We start from the raw sequence: 14,318 nt of genomic DNA, 5'->3' as shown, positions 1-14,318 counted from the left end.
AGCGACACACCGTCGAGAGCGGTCACGGCGTTCTCGGCCGCCCCGTAGACCTTGGTGACGTCAGCCAGGCACAGAGCCTCCGCGCTCCTCGCCGGTCCGGTCCTGCTCTTACGACGCATCATGATCGTTCTTCCTTCCCGTCGGGCACGCTCTGTGCCTCGGGAAAGACGCTACGGACGCCGCGCTTCGATCACATTGGGCGTACGACCCCAAGTCACAGGTGTCGCTGACTACACCTGCCACTGGGGTCACCCCCCGACGCCCTGTTGACACACGTACCACCGACCCATACGTTCAATTCACTAAAGCAAATATACGGGGTGGGTTTGTGGCGTTCTGGATGGCTGCCGCGTCCTTGTGGTGCGTTCTGCAACTGATGTTGTTCTCATGGCCTGCGCGTACGGTCGGCTGGCCGACCGTACTGCTGGCCTTCGGGGTGGGGGCGTACGGCTGCGGCGTCTTCTCGGTGCTGATCGAAACGGTGGTCACCCGCCAACTGGCCGCCGCCGACGAGACGTCGATGCGTACGGTCCTGGACACCGTCATGTGGACGACGGCTCCGACGGTCGAGGAACTGCTCAAGACAGTCCCGCTCGCGCTCGCCGCCTGGGCGCTGCGCGGCCGGGTCCAGTGGGGCCTGACGGACTTCGTGGTGCTGGGCGGCGCGGTGGGCGCGGGGTTCGGACTGCTGGAATCGGTACTGCAATTCGCATTCGCACCGGATGTCCAGGTACGCCCCATCGAGTCGGCGGGCGGCTGGTCGGTCGCGACGCGCCTGTTCACGGTGCCCTTCGTCTCCGGTTTTCCCGAGTTCCTGGGGCACTGGTTCCCGGCCGCGGTCGGCACGCTGGAGCTGGGCTCCGCGACAGCGACCGTGCCGGTGGACAACCACGTCGTGTGGACGGCCCTCGGCGGACTGTCCGTCGGGCTGATCGTGTGCGGACACCGCTGGTGGGTCCGGGCGGCGGGGCTGCTGCCGCTGCTCGCGGCCATCGGTCTGCACACGGCGGTCAACTACATCGCGGCACTCCCCAACACCCACGGAGAGCCGCGCGCGTGGTACGACCGGATCGTCGCGAGCGGGCTCTGGCTGCTGCTGGGCTGCCTGGTGGCGGCCGTGGTGTGGGACATACGTACACGGCGGGCGGGACGGTCCCGTGAGCCGGGGGTGTGGCTGAGGGCGGAGCGGGAGGGCGGCAGCGTCCCGCTGCTGAACTACGCGCTGCTGCGGGCCCCGTGGACCACGCTGATCGCGCTCCGGTACGCACGCGGGCGCCGGGCCCTGTTCCACGTCGCCACCCACCCCCGCGCCCGCCCGGAGCACGTCACCGCGCTGCGGGACGAACTCACCACCCGTACAGCCGAGTTGGACGCCACCTCGGATCCCGAGGCATGGCGCGGCACAACCCTGCGCGAGGCCTGGCGACGGGTCCGCGCCCGCGGCGGCGGACGCCTCCCGTGGTGGGAGAAGACCCTCCTCGTCCTCGGACTCCTGCTCCTGATCCCGTCCGCCCTCCTCGCCGCGACGTTCGCCTTCGAGGGGACGGAGAACCTTGAGGAGTACTTCACCGAGGGCCAGGGGTGGCAACTCCTCATCGGCTGCGGTCTGGCGGCCCTGCTGCTGGCCGCGTTCCGCCTCGTACTGACGTGGCGCTCCCTCCCCCGCCTGCGCGCCCTGCCCCCGGCCGAGCCGTACGCCGCCGCGCTGCTGCGGGTGGGGCTGGTCGCGGGGAGTCTGTGCGCGGGCGGGCTGCTGCTGTCGCGGGCGGGCTCCATCGCCGAGTACGGCAAGGTCGTGCCCGACAGCCTGATCGTCTCGTTCGTCCTGGACAAGTTCCTGGACGTGGATCCCGCGCTCATCCTCACCCTGCTGATGTTCGCCCTGCCGTTCGCCGCGCTGCCGCTCGGCGTGGCCACCGGCGGACTCGGCTTCCTGCTTCCGGAGTTGCTGGCGATGGCGGCGGGCCGGGTGCTGGCCCCCGTGGCCGCGCGGGCCGCGGTCCAGGTCGGCGCGCGGCTGGCGGGCCGGGGAGCGCTGGCGTGGGCGCGGAACGCGCTGCGGTCCGGCCGGGGCCGGTTCACCCGGCGCCCGGACGAGATCAGGCGCGGTCCGACGGACCCGGTGGACATGGCGACGGGCAGGATGTTCCTGCCGCTGACGGACGTCGAACTGCCGGGTGTGCTGCCGCTGGTGTTCTCGCGGCGGGTGGACTCCGGTTACCGGGGCGGCCGTTGGTTCGGCCCGGCCTGGGCGTCGACGGCGGACCAGCGGCTGGAGTTCGACGAGCACGGCGCGGTGTTCTTCACGGAGGACGGCCTGCTGCTGGCGTATCCGCACCCGGTGCCGGGCGGGGCCGCGGTGCTGCCGGAGGAGACCGCCGGGCGCGCGCGGTGGCCGCTGGCGCGGACGGCCGACGGCTCGTACACGGTCACCGACCCGGAGGCCGGGCAGGTGCGCACGTTCACCGCGCACGGCGACAGCGGCACGGCACTGCTGCGCACGGTCACCGACCGGCACGGCAACCGGATCGCGTTCACGTACGACGCCGAGGGCGCGCCGGTCGAGATCGCGCACAGCGGTGGTTACGTACTGCGCCTGACGACGGCGGGCGAGCGGATCAGCGGCCTGTGGCTGGGTGAGATGCGCGTGATGGCGTACGGCTACGACGCCGACGGCCGGCTCACCGAGACCTACAACTCGTCGGGCCTGCCGCTGCGTTTCGCGTACGACGAGGCGGGCCGGGTGACGTCGTGGACGGATACCAACAACCGTTCGTACGCCTACGAGTACGGCGGCCCCGACGACGACCGGGTGGTGGCTGAGGGCGGCGAGGGCGGCCACTACAGCTTCCGGTTCGCGTACGACGGGCCCGAACCGGCCTTCCCCGGCCTCGCGGTCACCACCCTCACCGCTCCCGACGGCGCCACCACCCGCTATCTGATCGACGAACGCCGGCTGGTGGTCGGTGAGATCGACGCGAACGGCGCGGTGACGCGTACGGCGTACGACGCGGCCGGCCGCGTGACCGCCGAGACGGACGCGCTGGGCCGCACCACGCGGTTCACGTACGACGGGCACGGTCACCTCACCGGTGTCGTCCGCGCGGACGGCAGCACGATCGCGGCGGACCTCGACGCCGAGGGCAGGCCGGTACGGATCACCGACCCGGCCGGCCAGGTGTGGCACCAGACGTTCGATGCGGCCGGCAACCCGACGTCGCTGACGGACCCGACGGGCGCCACGAACCGCTTCCTGTACGACGGCAGGGGCGCCCCGCTGGCGATCACGGACCCGCTGGGCGCGACCACGCGCCTACGGTGCGACGCGGCGGGCCTGCCGGTCGAGACGACGGACCCGCTGGGCGCGACGACGCGGCTGGCGCGCGACGCCTTCGGCCGGGTCGTGTCCGTCACCGACCCGCTGGGCGCGGTCTCCCACTTCGAGTGGTCCGTCGAGGGCCTGCTGCTGCGCCGCACGGCCCCGGACGGCGCGACGGAGTCGTGGACGTACGACGGCGAGGGCAACCGCGTCACGCACACCGACGCCAAAGGCGGTGTCACGCACCACGAGTACACCCACTTCGACCTGCTGACGTCCCGCACCGACCCGGACGGCACCCGACACACCTTCACGCACGACGCGGCGACGCGCCTGACGGGGGTGACCAACCCGCAGGGCCTGACGTGGAGTTACGCGTACGACGCGGCGGGCCGCCTGGTGTCGGAGACGGACTTCGACGGCCGTACGGTGACGTACTCGCTGGACGCGGCGGGGCAACTGCTCACGCAGGTGGACCCGTTGGGCATCCGAACCGACCACAGCTACGACCTGCTGGGCCGCCTCGTCGCGCAGGACGCGGGCGGTGAGGTCAGCACGTTCGACTGGACGGCGGGCGACGACCTGGCGCGTGCGACGGGCCCCGACGCCGAACTGCTGCGTACGTACGACCCGGCGGGGCGCCTGCTGACGGAATCGGTGGACGGACACGTGCTGCGCCTGTCGTACGACGCGGCGGGCCGGCTGTCCGGCCGCGAGACCCCGGCGGGCGCGGTCACGACGTACGCGTACGACGCCGCAAGCAACCGCACCGAACTCACCGCGTCGGGCCGGTCGTTGACGGTTTCGCGGGATGCGGCCGGCCGCGAGACCGGGTTCCGCTGGGGCGACGCGCTCTCCCTGACGCAGACGTGGGACCCGGCGGGCCGCCCGCGCTCCCGCTCGTACACCGGCGCGGCCGTCCCTGCGCGCGAGTACACCTGGCGCCCGGACGGCCACCTCCTCGCCGCGGGCGACGCGCGCTACACCCTCGACCCGGCGGGCCGGGTCACCGAGGTCCGGGCGGCGGCGGACTGGTCGGAGTCGTACGCCTACGACACGGCCGGCAACCCGACCCACGCCGCCTGGCCGGCCGACCTCGCGTACCCCGAGTCGAGGGGCCCCCGCACCTACACGGGCACGCGCGTGGGGTCGGCGGGCACGGTCCGCTACGAGTACGACGCGGCGGGCCGCACCACCCTGCGCCAGAAGCCCCGCCTCTCCCGGAAGCCGGCCAACTGGCGCTACACGTGGAACGCGCGGAACCAGCTCGCGGCCGTGACGACACCGGACGGCACGACGTGGCGCTACACGTACGACGCGCTGGGCCGCCGGGTGTCCAAACGCCGTTTGGCGCCCGACACTTCCGTCGCCGAGGAAACGCACTTCACCTACCACGGCCCCACCTTGATCGAGGAAACGTCGACATCCACGGACTGGCCGGGCACCCAGACGCTCACCTGGGACCACGACGAGTCGACCCTGACCCCCCTGGCCCAGACAACCCGCTACCGCCCGGCGGCGGACGCCCCGCAGTCCGAGATCGACACCCGCTTCCACGCGATCATCACGGACCTGATCGGCACCCCGACCCACCTGATCGACGAATCGGGCACCACGTCCTGGCAGTCCCGCCGCACGCTCTGGGGGACCACCACCTGGCCCCCCGACGCCACGGCGTACACCCCCCTGCGCTTCCCGGGCCAGTACCACGACCTGGAAACGGGCCACCACTACAACCTCCACCGCCACTACGACCCGGAATCGGCCCACTACCTGACCCCGGACCCGCTGGGCCTGGCCCCGTCCCCGAACCCGACGGCGTACGTCCACAATCCACTGACGTGGTGCGACCCACTGGGGCTGGCACCGCGATGTGGTGTGGTACCGCCTCCCCTGGGGACTCAGATTCCGGCCAGGCAGGGCGCATCAGTTGGTGCAGCCGCTTCCCACAGTTACAAGAAGACGTTCTTTGACGCCTATCCAGCCTTGAAGGGGAAAGTCGTTGTACACCATGCAATAGAACAGCAAATGCTGAAGCGGCATCCGGGCCTCTTCAGTGCCGACGAAATCCATTCACTGGAGAACTTGCGCGGAATACCCAAGGGACTGATAAACAACGCCGTTCACCTCAGTGAAATCAGAAAGCACTGGAACAGCTTTTACCGAGCCCACCCATCACCCACCAGGCAGCAGGTTCTAGATCAAGCGACAATCATCGATGATATGCTCGGCAACTGGTTCGCTCCACGCATAAGGTAAGAGCGATAACTCACCTCTGGAGGACACTGTGTGGCGGGAAATCATTGCCCCTTGGATGGAAACGCTAGATATCGGAGAGCCCGCATCGGAAGATGAGGTGCAAACGGCGGAAGGCCGCATCGGAAACTTTCCGCAGAGCCTTCGAGAACTCCTGATGGAGTTCAACGGAGCGAGCGACGAATATGGGACAGACTTCATTTGGACCGCCCAAAGAATCGCGGATGAAAACGTAAATTTCAGAGCCGACAGGGATTTCGCGACCCTTTACGCTCCATTTGATTCGCTCCTCTTCTTCGGCGACAACGGGGGAGGAGACCAGTTCGCCTTTACGCGCTCTGACACTGTTGTTGCCTGGGATCACGAAACGGACGACAGAAATCCCGTCACCAGTTCCTTGCGTGAGTACGTGGTCAACTGCCTGGAATCTCAAGGCGGCGATTGGCACAAAGAATAGCCATTCATCCACTTAATCCTCGGGACGAACTGGAATTCCACGACGCCTTCGACGAGAAATACTCAACACAAGGGTGTAATCCGGTTCGACGTCGTCTCGGGGCTGGCACGGTCAAGACAGGGTTCAACGAAGGACAATATGGCTCGGCACACACCTCCGCGTCCTGTCGACGTGGAGACGCTGATCCCCCAGCTCTCCGATTTTCGGGGGACGAGCACTCGACTGCACCCCCGACCGGGAACCCCTGGCCGCGGCGACAGATCGATCGGTGGACCCATTGCTCTGGCCGGCCGACGAAGCATGGCCCGTGTGCCGTGAGCCGCACAAGCGCCGCTTCGGGGAGCGGCTCAGCGATATCCGGCTGGAGCGCAAGATCTTGGCTGCCGCATGGAGCCGTGAGCCCGATGACGGTGTACCGCCAGGGCCTACACCAGAGGAACAGGCCGTCCTCGCGGGGCGCCTGTCCTCACCCTCCTTGTGGAGAGCCGGGCCACCTTCTCCGATGAGTTTTGGTCACGGGAGTGGTCCAACTTCCGAAACGACTGTGAAGGGTGATCCGAGTGGACTTGTACAGCGTCATGTGCGTGAGGGACCGGATCAAGGCACTGGAGTGGTTCGAGGTGCTCTTCGGGCGCCCAGCGGACGAGATCATTGGCGAGGAGTACCTGTGGCAGGTCGGTGAGAACGCGTGGGTCGTCGTTGACGCACGGGACGTGCGCGCCGAGCGAGTAGGCGGAGCCATGATCACGCTCGGCGTGAACGGCCTCGACGACATCCTGGCCCGACTCGCCGCACACGGGATCGATCACGAGCCGGTCGAGACCTACAGCAACGGCGTACGCCACGTCGTCGTGCTGGACCCCGACGGGAACAGCCTGTCGCTCGCCGAGGGGCCCACCCAGTGAGCCTTTCCGACCTGTGCCGTGTGCTGCACTGCACCTGACCTGCTCAAATTGAGGTTGGAAACGCTCGCCTTCTCCGCACACACCACAGCCTGCTCAGCCACCAGGCGTGCTCGCACCCAACGCGATCAGGTCGACCATCGGCCGCCGGGACGGTGGCTGAGGCGAAGCCTCCGACCTCTCCCGGCGGCAGGTCCTGCACAGGTCCTCGTCCGCCAGCGGGCGGAACAGCAGGGGCTGGATGTGGCGTTCGCCCTCGCACTCGCGCATGCGGGCGACCCGGGGTTCGGGGGCCGGCGGAGGTGGCGGGGGTACGTGTACGGGCTGCGGGTCGCGCAGGATGTAGCGGATCAGGCCGCCGGGGCTGTGGATGTACGTGTCCGCGGCGGGCAGGTTCCGGCGGATCTCCGTGCGTACGCCCTCCGGCGTGTGGCCGCACGCGAGCCATTGGGCGGCGAGGGCGGCCAGTTGCGGGACCATGCCGCGTGGGACGCGCAGGCGGGGGTCGAGGAGTTGAAGGTCGGTGACAGCCTTGCGCGCCTCTTCCGGCGCCGGCTCGGGCGGTCCCACCCGATGGTTGGAGGTGTTCCCCTTCGGGGGTTTTTCTGGATGACGACCGGCGGCCCGACCCGTCGGCCGACCGGCGGCCGGAGAAGTGACCGCCGGAGCCACGACCGGGACTCCCCCGCCCCGCAGTACCACCGCGTCGGCCGCCGACAGCGGGACGCTCGATACGAGTTGGACGGTGGACCACAGACCACGAACGCCCTGCTGGCGCCACTCGTGGACGTACCCCTCCTCCTTCAACTGCCCCTTGGCACGCAGGAAGGCACCCTTCTTGATCCCGGCGCGTGTCGCGGTCCGCGAGAGCGATTCCTCGGCGTCAAGCGGGAGCGAGAGCTGCCAGGTCAACAGCCGTACGGCGTCGGAGGACAGACGCGGATGGCGAATGATGTCGTTCGATACCTGCGAGAAGAAACGGGCAGGCGGGATAACATGCCGAAGCATCGTGGGTGCCCCTTCCAGCGGATGGCACTCGTGGTGTAGGCCCTCGTCGCTGGCTGCGAACCGGCGATGGGGGCCGCTTTGTGCTCACGGTACAGCAACCCGCGTACACACACGGTCACTTCGTGCGATCACACCTCGGGCACGCACACGGCGGGAAACGGGCCGTCAACTCGAACGGAACAGCCCCACGTGGTGGGTCGTGGATCAGTCGCTGACCCCACGTACGCCCGCCGTCCCGCGACACGCGCAGGGTGAGGTACGTACGGTCCGCGCGGTTCACCAACTGCCCCCGTGGCGCGCCGCCTTCTCCCGCAGCCACTCCACGACCTGCGCAATCTCATGCGGCGATGCGGCGCGCAGGTCGGCCGCGCCCACGGTGGCGACGAAGTACACGAACCTCACCCGCCGCCACTCCCCGTCCACACCGATCACCTTGCCGGGGCCGTACACGTCCGTCCCCGTGTGGGCGACGTACGCGCCCTCGTCGTACCGGATTGCCATCGCGGCGCCTCCCGCTCTCGCTCTGTGTCTCGAAACGCTCACAGCGTGGCGCTGTCGCGGCTACGCTCGGTAGGGGTTTGCCCGTGACAACGGAGTCAGCACATACGGGAGTCGCTCATGGCCATCGAGGACAACCCCGAGTCGCGCACGAAGTACGGCGAGGAACTGAGAGAGCGGCGCGAGGCAGCCGGCCTCACGCAAGAGGCGCTGAGTCAACGGGCGGTCATGTCGCGCACGCACATCGCGCACATCGAAGCGGGCCGACGACGGCCGGACATCGCCGACGCTCGGCGGCTGGACCAAGTGCTCAAGACGGGCGGGCTGTTCGAAAGATTCCTGCCGACGCTGGACGGCAAGAAGGTCGCCGAGCACTTCGAGGAAGCGCTGGAGTTCGAGCAACAGGCGTCGGTGATCCGGGAGTACGCGCCGAAGCTCGTCCCCGGCATTCTTCAGACAGAGGAGTACGCGCGCGAGGTTCTGGGCTCGGGTTCCCCGCCGAAGAGCGCCGAGGAGCGTGACAAGCTCCTTGTCACACGGCTGTCACGCGCTCGCATACTGGACACCTTCGACTCGCCCGTGGTGTGGACGATGCTGGACGAGGCCGTGTTGCGCCGGCCGATCGGTGGTCCGGCCACGATGTGCGAACAGCTCCGTCACATCGTGATGCTGGGTGAGAGCCGGCGTATCCGGGTGCATGTGCTGCCGTTCGAGGTTGGCGCGCACGCACTGCTGGAGGGCTTCGTCTCGCTGATGTGGTTCGACGACCTGCCGCCCATCGCTTATGTGGAGGGCTTGAAGAGCGGACGGGTCTGGGAGTTGCCATCCGTGGTGCGCCAGTGCCAGGAGGTCTACGATCACGCCCTGGGCGACGCGTTGTCGCACCGTAAGTCGTTGGCCCTGATCAGGTCCGTCGCGGAGGATTACGAGCATGACGCGCAGCAGCAGTAAGCACAGCATCTCGGACGCTTCGGTACTTCCCGTCTGGCGCAAGTCCAGCCACAGCGGCGGCAGTAGTGGCGAGTGCCTGGAGGTCAGCGACGCATTCGCCGCCTGTGTCCCCGTCCGTGACAGCAAGGTTCCCCACGGTCCCGCCCTCCTCTTCGCCGCCCGCGTCTGGGCTCCCTTCATCACCGCAGTCAAGTCCGACGGGTTCAACCGCTGAGGCTCGTGGAGCCCGTCCTCATGGGCGTTCGCGGAGCCGGTCAGCCATGCCCACCTGGCAGGTGCAGGCCTCACGGCAGCGGACCTGCAGGGCGCTTGTCTCAGCGGCGCCGACGTGCGTGGCTGTCGTAGGGTCCTGGCAGGGTGCGGTTCATGAGTGATGATCCGCAAGGCGAGAGCGCCTACGTCCTGGAGAAGACCTACACCGGCCAGATGGACTGGAGCCTGTTCTTCGTCTACTCGCAGCGTGAGCACATCAGGGCACTGCTACGGGACATATTCCTGGACAATCCCGATCCGGACGTGATCGACGGCCAGTTCGAAAGTCATCTGGGTGGTGAGAGCGCCGATCTGTGGCTGATCGAGCACGGCCGTCGCACGGGCCACGTCGACCTGCGCCCCTTCATCCATTGGACGGAGGGGGGCGGCGTTGTTATCGACTGGACCGCGTTCGACGTCGCCGTCCCGACTGCTCTGGCCGGGGCACCCCTCCGGCATGGTGAAGAACTCCAGTTGCGAGATGTGCGGGCGGACTTCCAGCACACCAACAGTGAGCTGTTCAACCTCTACCCGGACAATCCCGTCAGCTACGGGATGCAGGTGTGGGTGGAAGGAGAGATGTCCGGCCAGCCCTACGAAATGTTCACCGACCCCGACCCGGAACCTGCGTGACAGGCCGTTCCTGTCATGCGTTCCGCAGTGGTGACTCCTCCCCTTGGATGAATCCGGAGGGCTTCTCCTGTCGGTGACTCAGGCCACGTCGGGAAGGACCAGCCCGGCCCTGAGTGCAACGTTCCAGGCGCCTACCCGGTCCGCGTGGTCGCGGTGGTCACAGGCGGTGCACTGGAACTTTTCGCCGTCGCGGTTCTCGCCGTCCACGTGCCCGCATTCGGGGCAGGTGCGGGAGGTGTTGCGGGGGTCCACCGGGATCAAGACGCGAGCGGCGCTTTCAGCCTTCTGCGCGAGGATTCCCAGGAACACCCCCCAACCCGCGTCAAGAATGCTCCGGTTGAGCCCTGCCTTCGAGGCGGCGCCGTTCGGCAGGAACGCGCCGGGTGCCTCAGGGTCGGGCTTCGGCTTGGGTGCGCGGACCATGTTCGCGATGCTCAGCCGCTCGTGCGCGATCTGGTCGTAGGTGTGGACCAGAGTAAGCGCGGTCTTGTGTGCGTGGTCGGTGCGCTGACGGCGCACCTTGCGGTGCAGCCCTGCGACCTTCTCCACCGCTCGGCGGTGCTTGGCGGTGCGGTTCTCCCGCTTCCGGCGTGGGAAGGCCTTGAGTGAGCGCTGAGCGTCGGCGAGGGCTTCGGCGTTGCGCTTTCCGTGCCTCGGATTCGGGTGGTGTTCGCCCTCGGAGGTGGTGAGGAAGTGGGCTATGCCCATGTCGATGCCGGTCACCGCACCCGTGGCGGGAAGCGGTTCGGCGGGGACGTTGTCGCAGGCGAGGACGACGTACCACTGTCGCCCCTCGCGCTTGATCGAGACGGTCTTGACGCGGCCCTTCACGGGCCGGTGCTGGTGCACGCGGACGTGTCCGACGCCTTGCAAGCGGACACGGGTGACGGGGTCGTGCGGGGTGGAGTCCCAGCGGCAGCCGTCGCCGTCCTTGGGGAACTCGACGGTGTCGAACCAGTTGACGCCCCGGAACCTGGGATAGCCGGGCTTCTCACCGGCCTTGACGCGCCTGAAGAAGGCTTGGAATGCCTTGTCCAGGCGGCGCAAGGTCGCCTGCTGGCTGGAGAACGACCACCGGCCGTGCCGCTCGGGGTCGAACGCCCGGATCTCTTTGAGCTGTGCGGACTGCTGCCCGTACTTGATCGAGGTCTTCGAGCTGTGCCGGTAAGCACCGCGGCGTTCTTGCAGGGCGCCGTTGTAGAGGCCGCAGTGATCCCCCAGCATCTCCCCGAGCGCCTGGCGCTGCCGGACGGTGGGGCGAAGGAGGAATTTGTACGCACGTATCACGCCTGCTCCTCCTTCTGCTTCTTCGTCCAGGGGCGTTCCCACTGGGTGTTGATGTATTTCTCCACCGTGTCCGCCGAGACGGCGCCGACCGAGGCGACGAAGAACGACGAGGACCACAGCGTGGGCATCTGGCTCTTGAGGTGCGGGAACTCCGATCGGAGCACGCGGGAGGTGAAGCCCTTGAACTGGTTCGCCACGTAGGAGGCGGAAGCCTTCGGCTCGTGCTTGACGAACAGGTGCACGTGATCGGGCATCACCTCAAGGGCGATGATCTCCCAGCCCTTCTCGGCCGCCTTCTGCTCGATCAGCTCACGCAGCCGGACCGCGACGCGCCCACCGAGCACGCGACGGCGGTACTTGGGGCACCACACCACGTGGAGCCCCAAGTCATACACGCCGCCGGAGTACCGGCGAACCTTCCTGGTCACGGTCACGACGATCACTATACACATGACACACATCTAGTCGGCTAGGGTCAACAGTGCATATCCGTAGGCGCAGTTGAGGTCAGAGCAGTCCTGAGAAACGATCCCCCCCATGCCTAAAGGCACGGGTCCCCTCGCTAGCTATCCGATGGAGCCGCCGCAGGCGCGGGGCAGTGATCCTGGACAACGGCGCCGCGCATCGCCGCACGTTCCTGGCGGCAGGCCCCGCACACCTGCGAGAAGAAACGGGCAGGCGGGATAACATGCCGAAGCATTCCGGGTGCTCCTAACTAAGCACTCGCGGTGTAGGCCCTCGTCGCTGGCTGCGAACCGGCGATGGGGGCCGCTTTGTGCTCACGGAACAGCAACACACGTACACGCACAGTCACTTCGTGCGATCACACCTCGGTCACGCGCAGGGCGGGAAACGGGCCGTCAGCTCGAACGGAACAGCCCCGCGCGGCCAAGCAGCAGCAGGACCTGACCCGGGTCCGTGCCGAACGCGACGATCTGCGTAGCCAGGCGCAGCTCTTGGCCCGGATCGTCCAGGTCCTGGAGTTCGACGCCTTTGCGTGCGAAACATGCCCCCCGCCCGGTATCCACCGGGCGGGGGCATGGCACGGCCGGACCACATCACGGTCGGCGTTAATTGACGGTTACCGCGTTGCGGTGGCCAGTGCCGCGCGGATGGCGTCCCTGCCGGCCGGCTGGCCCTTCTCGTTCGAGTACGGCCCGTACGGTGTTCCCCACACCGGCGTGGCCGTCGCCTGCCGCCAGCTGTCGGCCAGCGTTCCCGCGTCCACCACGCTGTAGCCGATGGAGTCGATGAATTCCGTCACCGCCGCCTTCGCCGGTGCGGAGTCGCCGGCGATCGGCAGGTAGGAGCGGTCGGCCGCCCCTACCGGGCGGGCGAGTGACAGCAGGTGCTTGAAGAAGATGTTGTTGAACGCCTTTACGAGCAGGGCGTCCGGGACGTACCGCAGAAGCAGCTCGCTTGAGGTGAGGGACTTGCTGTCGAGCTCGGGGATGTGCCCGTCACGCTCGGGGCCGTAGTTGCAGGTGTCGATGACCGTCTTCCCGGCCAGTGGCGCGGCGGGCACGTGAGGGAAGGCGCTGACCGGCACCGTGACCACGACAATGTCACCGGCCGCCGCGGCCTCTTCGCTCGTCGCCGCGGACGCCTGCGGCCCCAGTTCCTCGGCCGTGTCCACGAGCGTTTCGGGACCGCGCGAGTTGCTGAGCACCACCTGGTGCCCGGCCCCGACAGCGAGTCGCGCGAGAGTCCTGCCGATACTTCCGCTTCCGATGATTCCCACAGTTGTCATAATCTCAACGTCCTTCTGAAGAGCCGAACTTGCCGGTTGCCGGGCTCGTTACGATCCGGGTTCCCGCCGTCAGCCGGCGGGGAAATAGTGGCCGTTGTCCAGATCGGCGAGCAGGCCGGGCCGGGCGGGTTCCCAGCCGAGGGTCCGGCGGGTGATGAGGTTGGACGCCGGGTAGCTCTGCGTGACGATATTCGTGAGGAACCCGAAGTACCCCGGCGTCATCAGGGCATCGCTGGGAACGCTCACGGCGGGCAGGCCCAGGCGGCCGGCGATGGCCTCGGCGATGTCGCGGAACGTGATGCCCCCGTCCTCGACCGCGTGCCAGTACTTGCCGGCCGGCCCCTTCTCCAGCGCCAGGCGGAACAAGGTGGCGGCATCGCGGATGTGCACGGCGTTCCACAGGTTCGCGCCGTCGGAGTGGTAGCCGGCGAACCCCTTTTCCTTCGCGAGCGCGATCAGCGTGGGGAGGAAGCCGGCACGATCGGTCGTGCTGTGGGCGATGTTGGCGATCCGCACGACCGAAGACCGGACCCCCTGCTCGGCGAGGTCGACAACGGCCCTTTCCACGACGTTGCGGACCCGCAGGGTGCCCTTGTGCTCCTCGCCGGCGGGGAGGGCCGGGTCCTCCTCGGTGGCCGGCCGCTCCAGGTTCCCGGGCGAGCCTATGCTTCCCGCCGTGACCAGCGGCTTTCCGGTTCCCGCGAGTGCCTCGCCGTACGCGAGCATGATCGGGAGCTCCGCAGCGGCCACGGCGTCGAGCCCGCCGGAGGGCAGCAGATCCTGCCTGTGCGCGACGTGGACGACGCCGTCGGAGTCCGCGGCTGCCTCCTTGAGCCCGTCGAGATCCTGGAGGTCGCCGCGACGCACCTTCGCGCCGAACGCGGACAGGGCCGCCGCGGAAGCGTCCGACCGGGCCAGGCCGGTGACCTCGTGCCCGGCGGCTATGAGTTCGGGGATGATGTACGAACCGGAATGGCCGGTCCCCCCAGCGACGAATACGCGCAT

13 protein-coding genes are annotated in these 14,318 nt (G+C 68.2%); 7 read left to right on the top strand and 6 right to left on the bottom strand.

Annotated elements, in window-relative coordinates; all coding sequences use genetic code 11:
* Positions 1 to 376 precede the first annotated feature (376 nt).
* The 3 genes from ACIBLA_RS22915 to ACIBLA_RS22905 all read left to right on the top strand — a co-directional run bounded on the left by ACIBLA_RS22915 (position 377) and on the right by ACIBLA_RS22905 (position 6,937).
* Positions 377 to 5,578, top strand: coding sequence for a DUF6531 domain-containing protein (locus ACIBLA_RS22915; RefSeq protein ID WP_399199655.1), 5,202 nt, complete (start codon positions 377 to 379; stop codon positions 5,576 to 5,578).
* Positions 5,579 to 5,606: 28 nt separating this feature from the next.
* Positions 5,607 to 6,032 carry an SMI1/KNR4 family protein gene (locus ACIBLA_RS22910; protein WP_399199654.1) on the top strand — a complete coding sequence of 142 codons (426 nt, stop codon included), beginning with the start codon at positions 5,607 to 5,609 and terminating at the stop codon, positions 6,030 to 6,032.
* Between the two features lie 560 nt (positions 6,033 to 6,592).
* A complete protein-coding gene (locus tag ACIBLA_RS22905) occupies positions 6,593 to 6,937 on the top strand; it encodes a VOC family protein (RefSeq protein ID WP_399199653.1) in 345 nt (114 codons plus the stop codon).
* Between the two features lie 93 nt (positions 6,938 to 7,030).
* On the opposite strand, the gene ACIBLA_RS22900 is transcribed toward ACIBLA_RS22905, so the two are convergent.
* Complete coding sequence (locus ACIBLA_RS22900; RefSeq protein WP_399199652.1) at positions 7,031 to 7,942, bottom strand: hypothetical protein; 912 nt, start codon at positions 7,940 to 7,942, stop codon at positions 7,031 to 7,033.
* A gap of 276 nt (positions 7,943 to 8,218) precedes the next feature.
* Positions 8,219 to 8,443: a hypothetical protein gene (locus tag ACIBLA_RS22895; RefSeq protein WP_399199650.1), complete on the bottom strand. Its 225-nt coding sequence runs from the start codon at positions 8,441 to 8,443 to the stop codon at positions 8,219 to 8,221.
* 117 nt (positions 8,444 to 8,560) lie between these two features.
* Between ACIBLA_RS22895 and ACIBLA_RS22890 the strand changes: the two genes are divergently transcribed.
* From ACIBLA_RS22890 to ACIBLA_RS22875, 4 genes are read left to right on the top strand one after another with little or no spacing between them, the layout of a single operon-like run.
* Positions 8,561 to 9,391: a Scr1 family TA system antitoxin-like transcriptional regulator gene (locus ACIBLA_RS22890; protein ID WP_399199649.1), complete on the top strand. Its 831-nt coding sequence runs from the start codon at positions 8,561 to 8,563 to the stop codon at positions 9,389 to 9,391.
* Positions 9,372 to 9,605, top strand: coding sequence for a DUF397 domain-containing protein (locus tag ACIBLA_RS22885; RefSeq protein WP_399199648.1), 234 nt, complete (start codon positions 9,372 to 9,374; stop codon positions 9,603 to 9,605). Before ACIBLA_RS22890 ends, ACIBLA_RS22885 begins: the two co-directional genes overlap by 20 nt.
* Positions 9,606 to 9,659: 54 nt before the next feature.
* The gene (locus ACIBLA_RS22880; protein WP_399199663.1) at positions 9,660 to 9,761 is read left to right on the top strand and encodes a pentapeptide repeat-containing protein; all 102 of its coding nucleotides are present in this window, start codon (positions 9,660 to 9,662) and stop codon (positions 9,759 to 9,761) included.
* Positions 9,758 to 10,276, top strand: coding sequence for a hypothetical protein (locus ACIBLA_RS22875; RefSeq protein ID WP_399199646.1), 519 nt, complete (start codon positions 9,758 to 9,760; stop codon positions 10,274 to 10,276). Before ACIBLA_RS22880 ends, ACIBLA_RS22875 begins: the two co-directional genes overlap by 4 nt.
* A gap of 78 nt (positions 10,277 to 10,354) precedes the next feature.
* Here the strand turns inward: ACIBLA_RS22875 and ACIBLA_RS22870 are convergent, their stop codons facing one another.
* The 4 genes from ACIBLA_RS22870 to ACIBLA_RS22855 all read right to left on the bottom strand — a co-directional run bounded on the left by ACIBLA_RS22870 (position 10,355) and on the right by ACIBLA_RS22855 (position 14,318).
* On the bottom strand, positions 10,355 to 11,563 hold the full coding sequence (locus ACIBLA_RS22870; RefSeq protein ID WP_399199645.1) for an RNA-guided endonuclease InsQ/TnpB family protein: 1,209 nt from the start codon (positions 11,561 to 11,563) through the stop codon (positions 10,355 to 10,357).
* Complete coding sequence (tnpA, locus tag ACIBLA_RS22865; protein WP_399199644.1) at positions 11,560 to 12,015, bottom strand: IS200/IS605 family transposase; 456 nt, start codon at positions 12,013 to 12,015, stop codon at positions 11,560 to 11,562. The genes ACIBLA_RS22870 and tnpA overlap by 4 nt, the downstream gene beginning before the upstream one ends.
* 629 nt (positions 12,016 to 12,644) lie before the next feature.
* Positions 12,645 to 13,304, bottom strand: a complete 660-nt coding sequence (locus ACIBLA_RS22860; protein WP_399199662.1) for an NADPH-dependent F420 reductase — start codon at positions 13,302 to 13,304, stop codon at positions 12,645 to 12,647.
* 78 nt (positions 13,305 to 13,382) lie between these two features.
* Positions 13,383 to 14,318 (bottom strand): SDR family oxidoreductase, encoded by a 936-nt coding sequence (locus ACIBLA_RS22855; protein WP_399199643.1) that lies wholly within the window; start codon positions 14,316 to 14,318, stop codon positions 13,383 to 13,385.

Source organism: Streptomyces sp. NPDC050433, from assembly GCF_044458565.1.
Taxonomy (GTDB): Bacteria; Actinomycetota; Actinomycetes; order Streptomycetales; family Streptomycetaceae; genus Streptomyces.
The sequence above is the reverse complement of the archived record's forward strand: the minus strand, read 5'-3'. Positions and strand labels throughout refer to the sequence as shown.

Bases quoted from the DNA above. Each gene is read 5' to 3' on its own strand.
- ACIBLA_RS22900 (WP_399199652.1), bottom strand. From the start codon at position 7,942: ATGCTTCGGCATGTTATCCCGCCTGCCCGTTTCTTCTCGCAGGTATCG.
- ACIBLA_RS22890 (WP_399199649.1), top strand. From the start codon at position 8,561: ATGGCCATCGAGGACAACCCCGAGTCGCGCACGAAGTACGGCGAGGAA.
- ACIBLA_RS22855 (WP_399199643.1), bottom strand. From the start codon at position 14,318: ATGCGCGTATTCGTCGCTGGGGGGACCGGCCATTCCGGTTCGTACATC.
- ACIBLA_RS22895 (WP_399199650.1), bottom strand. From the start codon at position 8,443: ATGGCAATCCGGTACGACGAGGGCGCGTACGTCGCCCACACGGGGACG.
- tnpA (WP_399199644.1), bottom strand. From the start codon at position 12,015: ATGTGTATAGTGATCGTCGTGACCGTGACCAGGAAGGTTCGCCGGTAC.
- ACIBLA_RS22885 (WP_399199648.1), top strand. From the start codon at position 9,372: ATGACGCGCAGCAGCAGTAAGCACAGCATCTCGGACGCTTCGGTACTT.
- ACIBLA_RS22915 (WP_399199655.1), top strand. From the start codon at position 377: ATGTTGTTCTCATGGCCTGCGCGTACGGTCGGCTGGCCGACCGTACTG.
- ACIBLA_RS22875 (WP_399199646.1), top strand. From the start codon at position 9,758: ATGAGTGATGATCCGCAAGGCGAGAGCGCCTACGTCCTGGAGAAGACC.